At 36.2% G+C, this 12,704-nt stretch carries 15 protein-coding genes; 10 read left to right on the top strand and 5 right to left on the bottom strand.

Going from position 1 to position 12,704, the window contains the following annotated elements:
• Positions 1 to 7: 7 nt before the first annotated feature.
• From RCG25_RS19495 to RCG25_RS19480, 4 genes are read left to right on the top strand one after another with little or no spacing between them, the layout of a single operon-like run.
• Entirely contained in the window at positions 8 to 718 is a 711-nt protein-coding gene (locus RCG25_RS19495; protein ID WP_308080478.1) for a hypothetical protein, read from the top strand.
• A gap of 18 nt (positions 719 to 736) precedes the next feature.
• Positions 737 to 1,282, top strand: a complete 546-nt coding sequence (locus RCG25_RS19490; protein WP_308080477.1) for a polyhydroxyalkanoate biosynthesis repressor PhaR — start codon at positions 737 to 739, stop codon at positions 1,280 to 1,282.
• A 23-nt stretch (positions 1,283 to 1,305) separates the two neighbouring features.
• Positions 1,306 to 2,373 (top strand): alpha/beta fold hydrolase, encoded by a 1,068-nt coding sequence (locus tag RCG25_RS19485; protein WP_308080476.1) that lies wholly within the window; start codon positions 1,306 to 1,308, stop codon positions 2,371 to 2,373.
• Positions 2,374 to 2,379: 6 nt separating this feature from the next.
• On the top strand, positions 2,380 to 2,775 hold the full coding sequence (locus tag RCG25_RS19480) for a YidH family protein (RefSeq protein WP_308080474.1): 396 nt from the start codon (positions 2,380 to 2,382) through the stop codon (positions 2,773 to 2,775).
• A gap of 382 nt (positions 2,776 to 3,157) precedes the next feature.
• Here the strand turns inward: RCG25_RS19480 and RCG25_RS19475 are convergent, their stop codons facing one another.
• A complete protein-coding gene (locus tag RCG25_RS19475) occupies positions 3,158 to 3,472 on the bottom strand; it encodes a hypothetical protein (protein ID WP_308080473.1) in 315 nt (104 codons plus the stop codon).
• Between the two features lie 339 nt (positions 3,473 to 3,811).
• Between RCG25_RS19475 and RCG25_RS19470 the strand changes: the two genes are divergently transcribed.
• Both RCG25_RS19470 and pyk read left to right on the top strand, forming a co-directional pair.
• A complete protein-coding gene (locus tag RCG25_RS19470; protein WP_308080472.1) occupies positions 3,812 to 4,903 on the top strand; it encodes a serine hydrolase domain-containing protein in 1,092 nt (363 codons plus the stop codon).
• 102 nt (positions 4,904 to 5,005) lie between these two features.
• Entirely contained in the window at positions 5,006 to 6,070 is a 1,065-nt protein-coding gene (gene pyk, locus RCG25_RS19465) for a pyruvate kinase (RefSeq protein ID WP_308080471.1), read from the top strand.
• Positions 6,071 to 6,135: 65 nt separating this feature from the next.
• Here pyk and RCG25_RS19460 read toward each other — a convergent pair whose 3' ends face one another.
• Positions 6,136 to 7,800 carry a M1 family metallopeptidase gene (locus RCG25_RS19460; RefSeq protein ID WP_308080470.1) on the bottom strand — a complete coding sequence of 555 codons (1,665 nt, stop codon included), beginning with the start codon at positions 7,798 to 7,800 and terminating at the stop codon, positions 6,136 to 6,138.
• 171 nt (positions 7,801 to 7,971) lie between these two features.
• On the opposite strand from RCG25_RS19460, the gene RCG25_RS19455 reads away from it, so the two are divergent.
• The 4 genes from RCG25_RS19455 to arsC all read left to right on the top strand — a co-directional run bounded on the left by RCG25_RS19455 (position 7,972) and on the right by arsC (position 10,544).
• On the top strand, positions 7,972 to 8,466 hold the full coding sequence (locus RCG25_RS19455) for an arsinothricin resistance N-acetyltransferase ArsN1 family A (protein WP_308084226.1): 495 nt from the start codon (positions 7,972 to 7,974) through the stop codon (positions 8,464 to 8,466).
• Positions 8,467 to 8,673: 207 nt separating this feature from the next.
• Positions 8,674 to 9,021, top strand: coding sequence for an ArsR/SmtB family transcription factor (locus tag RCG25_RS19450; RefSeq protein WP_308080469.1), 348 nt, complete (start codon positions 8,674 to 8,676; stop codon positions 9,019 to 9,021).
• 18 nt (positions 9,022 to 9,039) lie between these two features.
• Entirely contained in the window at positions 9,040 to 10,095 is a 1,056-nt protein-coding gene (arsB, locus tag RCG25_RS19445) for an ACR3 family arsenite efflux transporter (protein ID WP_308080468.1), read from the top strand.
• A gap of 26 nt (positions 10,096 to 10,121) precedes the next feature.
• Positions 10,122 to 10,544: an arsenate reductase (thioredoxin) gene (gene arsC / locus RCG25_RS19440; protein ID WP_308080467.1), complete on the top strand. Its 423-nt coding sequence runs from the start codon at positions 10,122 to 10,124 to the stop codon at positions 10,542 to 10,544.
• A 789-nt stretch (positions 10,545 to 11,333) separates the two neighbouring features.
• Here arsC and RCG25_RS19435 read toward each other — a convergent pair.
• The 3 genes from RCG25_RS19435 to RCG25_RS19425 form a co-directional block, all read right to left on the bottom strand.
• Positions 11,334 to 12,200 carry a permease gene (locus RCG25_RS19435; protein ID WP_308080466.1) on the bottom strand — a complete coding sequence of 289 codons (867 nt, stop codon included), beginning with the start codon at positions 12,198 to 12,200 and terminating at the stop codon, positions 11,334 to 11,336.
• Positions 12,201 to 12,212: 12 nt separating this feature from the next.
• Positions 12,213 to 12,404 (bottom strand): hypothetical protein, encoded by a 192-nt coding sequence (locus RCG25_RS19430; protein WP_308080465.1) that lies wholly within the window; start codon positions 12,402 to 12,404, stop codon positions 12,213 to 12,215.
• Positions 12,405 to 12,473: 69 nt separating this feature from the next.
• Entirely contained in the window at positions 12,474 to 12,650 is a 177-nt protein-coding gene (locus RCG25_RS19425; protein WP_308080464.1) for a hypothetical protein, read from the bottom strand.
• Positions 12,651 to 12,704 lie beyond the last annotated feature (54 nt).

Genomic DNA, 12,704 nt, shown 5'->3' with positions numbered 1-12,704 from the left:
GCGAAATATGGCTGAAAAAAAAGATAATCTGAAAGAATCATTGAAAGAAACAATAACGCGAAAGAAAAAACAAGAAGTTAACGAAACGGTTGAAACTGTAAATGAACCTTTACTAGAGGATAAACAGGACGAAGAAATCACTGTCGATGGTGAAAAAGAAGCATCGGTTTCTAGCCTAGACCTGCTCTGGAGATTTGCATATCAGGAATTTGATGAATGGGTAAAGTGTGCTGAACATCGCGACGAAGTCTTTTTAGAAGAGGTGAGACGATTCTCTGAAAGTGTACAACGGAATCAGGGAAATAAAATAGCAATAGCAGAGCAATTTACAAAGGAATTTACTGAATGGGAGAAGACTGTTCGAGATGAATTTTTAATGTCAACCACCATCTTACAGCATTTCTTTCCGGTTCAGTCTTATGAGGAAATGAATGCGCAAATGAATCAAATTCAAAAGACAATATTGTCACTCTTAAGTACACCGTTCCGAACTATTGCAAACTACCAATCGATTGAGAAATATGTAGAAATGATGGAGCATTATATTGAGCTTAGGAAAAAAGGGAGAATGCAATATATTAATACTGTTAAACAAACTGGAAATCCGCTATATGAATTTCAAAAAGGATTTGTCAATCTGTTTACAGCACAATTCAAAGAACTTATCTTACCGCTAAATAAATATATGGAAAAAACGGAAGAACCTTCAAAATCATAATTTAAGGAGAGAAACAATATGTCAAATGAAAAAATCTTTGATCCATTTGTTGGATTTAACCAATTGAGTGAAATGTGGGACAAACAAGTAACGGGCCTATTATATAACCTAACAGACAACAAAGAATTTGTTCGCACAGCAAGTTCAGGCCTAAACACCTATTCATTTTACCTAGAGCGACTTAGAAAGCACCAAGAGCAAATTGCGGCACTAATGAATATCCCGACAAAGAAAGATGTCGCTAATGCCGCAAAGCTATCTATTCAGACAGAAGAAAAAATTGATTTGTTAGAAGAACAAATTTGGAAATTACAAGAAAGTGTAAGCTCCATTACTAAAGAAAATTCAGGAATGTTCGAAGAAGTAGTCAATATTGTCATGCAAATGAAGAATGAATTCCAAAAGATAGCCCAAGGGCTGGCGGAAACGCAAAAAATGAATGCCGACCTTCAGGAATTGCGGAAAGAAATAGAGAGAGGCCTCATCGGAATAGAGCAGGAAAAGCATAAAAAAGTATCGGAAAAAAAGCAGGATAAAGATCTAGTGCTTACCGGTATTAAATAACATTGAAGAGAGGAGTGATAATAATGAAAGCAGTAGGAACAAACCTTTTTCCTATCTTAAACTTAGAAAAAGAAGCGAAACGGTGGAACCAGCTATATAAAATTATGACCGAGCCAAAGCCAGATATTGTACCTACACCGAGACAGACTGTCTGGAAGAAAAATAAAGCAACCGTATGGTATCATCCTGCAAAGGAAAAAAGACATGCGATCCCGTTATTTCTTGTATACTCCTTGTTAAATAAGGCGTACATTCTTGACATCGGGGAAGGAAGCAGCGTTGTAGGCGGACTTACCGAGCGCGGCTATGATGTCTACCTATTGGACTGGGGCTCCCCTGGGCTTGAAGATTCTGATATCACTCTTGATAATTATATCATTGATTATTTGGAGAACGCCCTTAAACGAGCTTTAAGACATTCAGGTGCAAAGGAAATATCCCTTGCCGGCTATTGCCTGGGTGGAACCATTGCAGCCATCTTGGCTTCCATAACGGAATTGCCAATTAAGAATTTATCCCTTGCGGCCGTACCAATCGATTTTAGTATCGGCATCTTTCCTGATAAATTGCTGGAAGCACTACAAAAAGGGCAGCTAAGTCTTGACCGTTTTGCTGAAGCACATGGGACCATTCCATCAGAAATTATGCATTTGATATATAGGATGGTATCACCTGGTTTTGCAAGTTCTAAGATCAATCTCGTCACCCGTGCACATGATGAGAAATATGTAGAAAAGTGGCGCCGAATGGATAAGTGGACGAATGACTCTGCTTCGTTTGCAGGTGCTGCATTCAAACAGATGTTTAACGATCTCTATCAAGAGAATAAACTCTTAAAGGGAGAATTGGTGATTGGTGGCAGGAATGTGGATTTAAAGAATATAAACTGCCCGCTATTTGTCTTCTCTTGCTCACGTGACACAATTATATTAGATAAGCAAAGTCTTCCGGTGATGGACCTTGTTTCAAGTAAGGATAAAACTTATGAGGTTTTTGAAGGTGGACATGTTTCACTAGCATTGACCGGGGTATTCGCTGAAGTTTGGGATAAGTGGCTTTCGGCTCGATCAGAGGAAATGAAGGGGATTTAATCATTAATGAAAGCTTTATATAGAATAGAAGAGTCATCAGGAGATAGTGTAAAGTATGCACAGCAACATTTAGCAAATGAAAGAACGTATCTTGCATGGATTCGTACGGCTATATCGATAACAGGAGTAGGTTTTTTAACAACTTCATTACATTTTACAATTAAAATTAGTTCCAATCCCTACATTAATACCTTAGTCATCATTCTTGGAATCTTTGCGTGTGTTATCGGTTTTATAACTTGTGTATTATCTACGATACAATACACTAGGAAAAGAATAGAAATTACAGGTGGCATCTACACACCTTCAAACCATTCCATAATTTTTGTTTCTAGTTTATTTTCTCTATTAATGTTCATGATTTTTATGTATCTTTCTTTTCTATTATTAGTGAAGTCCTAAGTAATGCTGCCACCAATTTCATCTGTTTAAAACATAATAAGTGTTATAATCTTATTCACTTTACAATCTTTACAGGGGTGAGGTCGGAGGTTCGAACCCCTCACAGGTCAAATAATATGGAAGGCTAAACTCCTTGATATATATAGGGTTTTAGCCTTTTTTTGTTGTTTCAATAATATTCAGTCACTGTATAATTTTTCTTTTGCTTACCTCTATTCATTAGCTTTTGCATCCATGTAACCCCATTTTTCTTACAACGTACTCTATTTAATGACTAATATCTTTTCTCGAATATTTAATGAATTCAGTTATGACTAGTTTTTCCTTTAAACTGCCCCTCGTATTATGTGAGGAGAAGCACACAAGGAGGCTCCTTGTGAAGTTAATACTTTTCGACTCTTACTAAACCTTTACCTAAATTGTTTTTTTCAAAATAGCATATGACCTTATCATGTACTTGTATCTTATCACCCGAAAGGATTTTTTTGGAAGAAAAATGAATTTCTGTCCCGTCATCACTTTTTCCGTAATATTGATTACCATTAATATTGCTAATCTTGTATTCCACCGTAGTAAACCCAGAAGAACTGTTGCTTTTAGTACTTGTATTAATAGGAGCAACTTTATGATCTCTTATGAATACTAAAGCTAAAAGTATAGATGAGAGCACCACAAGGATGATCACTCTTTTGAACATGTTACTCTACCTCCTTCTAAGTATTTTAAGAGATGCAAAAGGAAAGTAAAATCCTTCTTTTTTCCTCTGGTCTATATACCTATTTCAGGATCCAACTACATTTTTCTATTGCTACCCTTTGGAAGTAGAAAAAAGGCTATCAGAAATTGATATTGATGCCGTTATGTATGCGGGCTAACTACAACAATTTATAGAAGATAATCCTTTTTCTCCGTTTCCTCCAATTCATAGAAAAAATCGTCGGTATTTGTACTTTTGCGAAGGATAATTTATTATTTTTTTACTCAATATAAACCATAAATCAATTGTTAAAATAATACTTGAAGATGAGGATTTACCATGAAGTATAAATATCTTCTGATCTATTTTTTAACCTTCGGACTTTCCAGAAGCAATACCTCTGAAGCCCTTTTTATTCAAGACTCTTTTAAGCCTTTCCATCATGTTTCAGCCGAGTATAAAAATAATTCAGTAATACCAGACTCAAAGGAAAAGCATATTCAGCATAAGATTAGAGAATATTTACTAACCAACCATATCAGTGGGAGTGTTGTGGTATTAAAAAACAATAAGAAGTTTTTTTCTGAAGGAATCGGATACTCAGACCTTTCTAATCGAACGTTAAATAGTCCATCCACTACATATCCGGTTGGTTCGATAACGAAAACAATTGTTGCTGTCTGTATTCTTCAGCTTCAAGAAATCGGTAAGTTGAGGATCCAAGATTCAATATCAGAATATGTCCCTTATCTTCCGGAAAATATAAAAATCGTCCATTTGTTAAATCATACTTCGGGAATCCGTCCACCGATTGGGCACGTAGGGGAGAAGGAGCCTAAGGATCTTATCAAGCTGGCTGGAAATAGAGGAAGTAAATTCCCTGCAGGTACAAAATGGGATTATAACGATATTAATTACATCGTCCTTGGCCATATCGTGGAACAAGTGTCAGGGCTACCTTTGCATGAATATATCAAGAAAAATATTTTTAATAAGGCATCCATGGTCAACGCAGGTTTTATTACCTTCGAAAAACCTGCTCCATTTTCCTCTAAAGGATATATCAAAATTGCAGGACGGTTTATCCATTCAAGTAAACTGAATACGCATTTACTTTTTGGATGTGGAGATATTTACGCTACCGCACTTGATTTAAGTCTGTTTGATGAAGCTTTAATGAACGGTAAGCTCATTTCAAACAAAAGTATAAAGGAAATGGTGGCACCAGGGCCAAAATCGAGTTATGGCTTAGGCCTTTATCATGCAGATGACAGAGTTTACAGCAGAGGGGTTGTTGGAGGCTGGGAGTCGCTCCATGTGTATTATGATGATAAAACTTCAATCGTGGTCCTTCTGAATGTGAGAGATATACAGTGTGATATCAAAAAAGTTGCAGCCGGCATTTATAGCATTATGAAAGAACAGGTTTAAAAGATCCATTCATCCAGCTGATACCAAAAGAGATCAATAACAGTTTTGTAACTTTGATCTATCTGGACATACTATAACTGGTTTTTGAAAAGGAGGTTGAATATGATAGATCGTATATGTACTATTGGACCAGCTAGTAATAGTCGAGAGGTCATTTCTGAACTCATCGATCATGGCATGACAATGATCCGTTTAAACCTTTCTCATGGAAATCACCAAAGCCACGATGATGTAATCCAACTCGTACGTTCAATAAGTGAAGAAAAAGGCAAGGAAATAAAAATTCTAGGTGATCTTCAAGGTCCTAAAATTAGGTTAGGTCAGTTTTCTGATGACAGCATCCACCTTCAAGAAGGTGATCAATTTATATTAACAAAAGATGAGGTAGTTGGTAATAATAAAGTAGGGAGTATTGACTACAAGGGACTAGTTCATGACGTTAAAAAAGGGAGTAAAATTCTAATCAATGATGGTGAGGTTGAATTAACGGTATCTGAGATCGGTGCAGATTCTATTAAGTGTGTCGTAAAAGTAGGAGGAACGATTTCATCTAGAAAAGGAATTAATGTTCCCGGCACAGCTCTATCATTGCCGGCCATTACAGAAAAGGACAAGCAAGATATACAATTTCTTATTAATAATCAAGTAGACTTTATTGCTTGTTCCTTTATTAGGAAACCTACACATATTGAAAATATTCGCGAGTTTTTGAAACAGAGAACACCGAATCCTCCTAAAGTTATGGCGAAGATTGAAACCCTTGAAGCCTTACAAAACTTTAAAGAAATAAGTGGAAAAGCAGATGCCATAATGATTGCACGAGGTGACTTAGGAGTCGAATTGCCTTTTCAATGGATTCCTCTAATTCAAAAAGCAATATTAGATGAATGTAACAAAGTAGGGAAGTATGTGGTTACTGCAACCCAAATGTTGCAATCCATGACTGAAAATGCTGTTCCAACTAGAGCAGAGGTAACCGATATCTTTCAAGCTGTGTTAGATGGAACAAATGCTGTGATGCTTTCCGCAGAAAGTGCAGCTGGTTCTCACCCTATTGAAAGTATTGATACATTAAAAAGGGTATCTCATTTTTCTGAGATCGTTAAAAAGTATAATCCTTATGATATTAATGACCTGTTAAAGCTAATCAATAACGAGCTAATATAATATAATAAAATATTAAAAGGTCATTGAGAATTTCTAAACTCAATAACCTTTTTCCTTGTTTGTAGTTAAGAGCTAACCTCCACAACCTCTTGGTCTGCAGGGAAAATTCGGTGGGCTTCGAAAAATTTAGTTAAATCACGTTTACTTGTTTCCTGCATAATTCGAATAAAATCAGCCGTAGTAGAAACACCAAACTTCATTGCTTTGAAATAGGCTTTTATTGAAGCATAGAATTGATCGTCCCCTAGCTCCTTTCGAAGGTCATCCACCGTCTGGGCTCCGTACGAATATATCGTGTAATAATAGTTTCGGTTACTTTCTGTTCCATTTTCATAGAATTGATCAATGGAATGAGTTAGGTGAGCGTCTGCTAATCGCGCTTCTTCCACTGGCATACTAGAATCTAAAGATTTGTCGAATAAAGCTGCAGCATAACTTGCAAAGGATTCATCTAACCATGGTTCATCAAATTCATTATTCCCGATTATTCCATAAAACCATTGATGACCAATCTCATGTGCGGTTGTAGAATCAATTCTAGCCGCTTTCCCGTCGGAGGGTATAGATATCATGACAAGCTGTGGATACTCCATCCCACCAAACCAGCCTTCCATTGCACAAATATCCAGATCAGGCCATGGATAGACTCCAAACTTTTCACTGAATAATTCAAGACTCTTACTGCCGTATTCCATTAAATCTACATATTCCGCATGTTCATCTTTATAGTAAACATTCACATTTACATTTCCGACCTTCGTTTGTTTTATCTTATAGGTAGGATCCATTTCCATTGCAAAATCCCGGACATTTTCAGCCTTATATTGATGAGTAGCTAATGCTCCGTTAATCTTCGGAGCTCCGACCTCGGTTCCTGTAGTAGCAATGATTTGCTCTTTTTCAGTAGTCAAGGTTACATCAAATTGTCCTGTTAATGAATAAAAAGATTCTCCGCCGTTGAAATAAGGGTCTGCGTTCCACCCCTCATTATCATAAACGGCAAGAATAGGAAACCAGTTCCCTAACGAGGTGGTCGTTTTATTCCAGCCAAAGCGGTCCAATGCTTCTGGAACAGTCACTGAAAAAGTCATTTCAACCTTAGCTTTTTCTTTCTTTTTCACACTCATTTTAGATATATGTAGAGTGGTGCCTTCAAGGGAATAGGTTGCGGGCTGTCCATTTACCTTTATTTGGTCAAATGTCACATTAGCATCTTTTTTAGTCTTTAATAAATAGGTGTTAGCATTTGCCCATACGTTGAAATACAAGCTTGTTAAATCTACATCTAAGTTATTAAGAAAATCGACACTCAAGCTGCCCTTTATTACATGATTACTAGAATCATATGTGACATCCATTAAATAGTGTGGATTGGCAGGGCCTCTTACTTTACTTCCTGGCCCCTGATCAATGGCAACACGCTTATCAACAGGTTCTTCTTTGGGCTGCTCCTCTGTAGGCTTTTGTTCATTTGCTTTGTTTTGTTCTTCAGCTTTAGGCTTTTCTTCAGACGTTGTTTTGGCCACTGTCGTTACCACTTTGGGTGGTTTTACTTCTTTAGTTGAGTCATTTTGATAAGAGAAAAGTGCCCCAAAGGTTAAGAGAAGAAAGGCACCAGTACCAATCATTTGAACTTTCGTTTTACCTGTTTTTTTCTTTGATGCAACAATGGTCCAACCAAGAAAGATAAGAAAACCCACATATGATAAAATGACTAATATCAATTTCATTAAAATCCCCCTTTTTCTACTTTTGTTAATAATAATTCTGAAAATTCTAACATCCATATTGTTAGACGTCACTTTTACAAGAAAGTTACCTATAAGGAATTGAAATAAATTTTTCATTGTACTAGTGTATTAGTAAATAGAATGTGATTTTTATTAAAGGAGATGTGAATGATGGCAGAAGTAGTTATACGAATAGCAGAAGAATTGGATCTTCCGTCCATACAATCTATTTACAATCAAGGTATCGAAGATAGAGTTGCCACGCTTGAAACGGAAACAAAAGATATCTCCTATATGAAGGAGTGGTTTGAGAAGCATCAGGGTCGATATAAGGTGATTGTAGCAGTATATGAAGATCAAATTGTTGGCTGGGCTTCTTTGAATCAATACAATAACCGATGTGCTTATGACGGGGTTGCCGATCTTTCTGCTTATATTTCCAGAGAATTTAGAGGTAAGGGAATTGGCAAAAAGCTTTTAGCTGAACTTGAATTCCTTGCTAAAGAAAATGGCTTTCATAAAATAGTTTTGTTTACTTTTCCATTTAATCAATTAGGACAGGGATTATATACAAAAATGGGTTTTAGGGAAGTAGGAGTATTTAAAAACCAAGGAATTCTTGATGGTAAATTTGTTGATGTCATGGAGATGGAGAAAATATTGTAGTCTAATTTCAATCTGTTTTTTTACGAAAACTTTACATTTAAGTTCTTGAATTCATTTGTTCGTTGTTTTAATATATAAGCAAATAGTTATATGTTAATTTCTATATAAAATGTATAAGTTGCTAAAGTCTAACAGAAATTTTAAAGCATATTTTACTATTATATAAGTAAATTATTATTTGCTTATGTAACGGAGGAGGGGTTATTGATGCTGAAATCAAAGGTTGATTTGGATCGTGCGGCGAACGTCTTGAAATTATTAGGTGATAAAACACGTTTATCTATTATTGCCATCTTAAAACAACGTGAGTGCTGCGTCTGTGAATTCCTTGAAGTATTTGAGATGAGCCAGCCATCCATCAGTCAGCATCTTCGTAAATTAAAGGATGCGGGAATGGTTAAGGAAGAACGAAGAGGTCAGTGGATTTATTATTCACTGAACCAGCAAACTGACCTTTATGGAATGATTGAAGATATCTTGGAACACGTACCAGACCAGATTGATAAAATTAAACAGATTGAAAAAAACAATCCTACGCTTCGGTGTGGTTGTTAACAAAAGGGAGTGAAAAAATTGAGTAATTTAGAGAAAAAACGCTTATCTTTTCTTGATAGGTACCTTACACTATGGATTTTTCTAGCTATGGCTATAGGGATTGGATTAGGATTTGTCTTTCCAGGCTTTGTAGATAACATGAATAGTTTACAGGTAGGAACTACATCCATTCCACTTGCTATTGGTTTAATTTTAATGATGTACCCTCCGTTAGCAAAAGTTCGTTATGAGGAAATTGGGCGTGTTTTTAAAGATGTTAAGGTCCTCACTTTGTCCCTGGTACAAAACTGGATCATTGGGCCAATCCTTATGTTTTTATTAGCTATTATCTTTCTTCCAGATAAACCAGAGTACATGGTTGGCCTTATTATGATTGGTTTAGCCCGTTGTATTGCTATGGTTATTGTTTGGAATGACCTAGCAAAAGGAGATACCGAGTATGCAGCTGGATTAGTCGCATTCAATTCAATCTTCCAAATGCTTTTCTTTTCCGTGTATGCTTATGTGTTTGTGACTATTATCCCAGAATGGATCGGAATTCAAGGGGCAGTTGTCAATATTACAATGCTTGAAGTAGCGAAATCAGTATTCATTTATTTAGGAATTCCTTTTCTCGCTGGAATGATTACACGCTTTACAATGGTAAAAGCAAAAGGCAGACAGTGGTACGAGAAGGTATTTATTCCAAAAATTAGTCCTATAACTTTGATTGCTTTGCTATTTACAATCATCCTTATGTTCTCATTAAAAGGGGACGCAATCGTTAGCTTGCCATTAGATGTTGTCCGTATCGCTATTCCGTTATTAATTTACTTTGTAATCATGTTCTTTGTTTCCTTTTTTATGGGGAAGAAAATCGGAGCAAACTACCCTGTAACAACAACCCTTGCATTTACTGCTGGTAGTAATAACTTTGAGTTAGCAATAGCTGTTGCTGTTGGTGTATTTGGAATTCATTCGGGTGCGGCCTTTGCAGCTGTAATTGGACCACTAGTAGAAGTACCTGTCATGATTGCGTTAGTCAACGTGGCTTTATGGTTTAAACGAAAATATTTCAAAGAAAATGCAGCCTAAAACTAATAATAAAGGTGGAGTACAACATGGAAAACAAAAAAACAATTTATTTCTTATGTACAGGAAATTCTTGCCGTAGCCAAATGGCAGAGGGGTGGGCTAAGAAACATTTGAGCAGTGAGTGGGAGGTTAAAAGTGCTGGTCTTGAGGCACATGGCTTAAACCCTAACGCAGTTAAAGCAATGAAGGAAGCTGGCATTGACATCTCTAAACAAACATCTGATGTAATTGATCCTACTATATTGAATAACGCTGACTTAGTTGTTACATTGTGCGGGCATGCTGCAGATCACTGTCCTGTCACTCCTCCACATGTAAAACGGGTTCACTGGGGCTTTGATGATCCAGCAAAAGCAGAAGGAACAGAGGAAGAAAAATGGGCATTCTTTCAACGTGTCCGTGATGAAATTGGTGATCGAATTAAGCGTTTTGCTGAAACAGGAGAATAAAAGCATTACGCGTATTTCATATATAAAAGAAAACTAGTAAAATAAGAAAGTGAATTTTTTGAAAGGTGAGGAAAATATGATTATCACAGATCAAGCTCGTGATATATTGAAGCAACTGTTCGAAGATCACGATGCCGATAACATCCGTGTCTATTTTGCAGGCTTTGGCTGAGGCGGACCACAAGTAGGACTGGCTCTGGATGAGCCGGAAAAAAATGATACAATCGTAACTATAAATGAAATTGCAGTAGCTATCGAACCTGAGATTGAGCCCTATACAGGTGACCTAAAGCTTGATTTTAGCCAAGAAGCGAATGCTATTGTTCTGTTAGGAAATGAAAGTGATTGTTAAATGGGGAATTTAAAGGGTTCCGTTTAGAGGTGCTAGATGTCTTGTACTTAATAGAGTAAGCAGCAAAAGTAAATAAAATAAGGGGAGATTTTCCTGTTAAATATAGAATGGAGCTAATTTCGGGGAAAATAAGGGGAGATTTTCCGGTTATGCAAAGAAAAAGCCCCCATTTTCGCATTTTTTGAATCAATAGGCGGAATTTCTCCCTCTATTTCAGCTCTTTTTATTAATAATTTTTAAATAAGCGGAATTTCTCCGTCTATTATCAGCTCGGCTGCTTAGCCTAATTCCCCAACCAATAAGTGTGGACTCTTTTGATCATAAGATGCGGGAATCGGCAGCTTTTTATCGACCAGCTTATAAAGGTCAATAAAATTGGTGCTCAAAACAGCACTGCAAATGACAGAAGCTTTGACATCCTTTTTTAAAGAGCATATTTAGATTAGGTAGAAAATAAAACCTGAAATAGTGGACATGACCACCACTGATAAAACAAATGTAACGACTAATTGCTTTTTAAAGATTGATTTTAAAAGAATCACTTCTGGCAAACTAGCACCTGCTGAACTGATAATCATGGCCATCACTGGTCCTAACGCCATTCCTTTTGCAATAAGCATTTGTGAAATTGGAATCATACTGGAAAGACGAATATATAAAGGAATTCCTATAATGGCTGCGATAGGTATTAGCCACCAATGGTCTCGGCCAAACACACTTGAAATCCATTCTGTTGGAACTAACCCGTGGATCACAGCTCCAATTGCAGCACCGATTAATAAATAGGGATAAACACTTTTCATTAAATTAAGGGTTTCCAATAAAGCCAATTTAACATTAAATTTTTGATGCTGTTCTTGATAACCGGTCATTACAACATTTTTTACTGACTTTTCGAATCCTAATTTCTCAAGAGTAAAGCCAATGATGATTGAAAAAACTGTGGTTAAAAGCGTATAGATAGCTGTCACCTTCCATCCAAGAGCTACACCCATAATGGTCAAAATTGTAGGGTCAAGGACAGGGGAGGCAAATAGAAAAATCATTACTATCCCAAATGGCATTTTCTTTTTTAACATATTTACAACGACTGGAATTGTGGAACAGGAACAAAAGGGTGTTATAAAGGCAAAGATAATGGCAGCAAAGGCGGCGATCAGTTTGTTTTTTCCAGCTAACTTCTTTTCAATCTTCTCGTAAGGGATATATCCTTGAAGAAGACTAATGAAAAATGATATAACAATAAACAGGACCGTTAACTCAAGTGCAATAGATAGAAAACTTTTAAGCGTGTCTAACCACATGATCAATTCCCCCTAGCATTCGCTGCAAACACAATAGTTTTTAGTGGTTTGTTCTGTTTTGTTATTTTTGGTAAAAAATTTACTAGCTATCTTTTGAAAAAAGGATTCATGTTTAATGCCAACAAACTTCCAAGCTCCCATTGATTTCTTTTCCAATTCTATTTGTTTTTCCTTAATTAATACTCCGTAGTTATAATGATACATAATTAATTCCTCCTAAAACAAATTGTTAATCAAATAAATTTGATGTTATGTCCGAACAAATCCTATTTTTTAAGCACAGGCACACGGGCAGCACTGGTTAACCGATGGTTTAACTAGAAAGGTTCCTTCTTTAGCATTGTTCTCCCCTTCCATTTCAACATATTTGTTCCATGTATCTCTTGCATTTCTTTCTGTTTCTTCCTGGCGTAATTTCATCATTTTAAATACTGTATACTCATTAAACATGTGAGTTCCTCCTATTAATCAAATTATATTGATATATTAATCAAAAAAAATTGA

Source organism: Neobacillus sp. PS2-9 (assembly GCF_030915525.1).
In the GTDB taxonomy this organism is placed as follows: domain Bacteria; phylum Bacillota; class Bacilli; order Bacillales; family Cytobacillaceae; genus Neobacillus.
The sequence above is the reverse complement of the archived record's forward strand: the minus strand, read 5'-3'. Positions and strand labels throughout refer to the sequence as shown.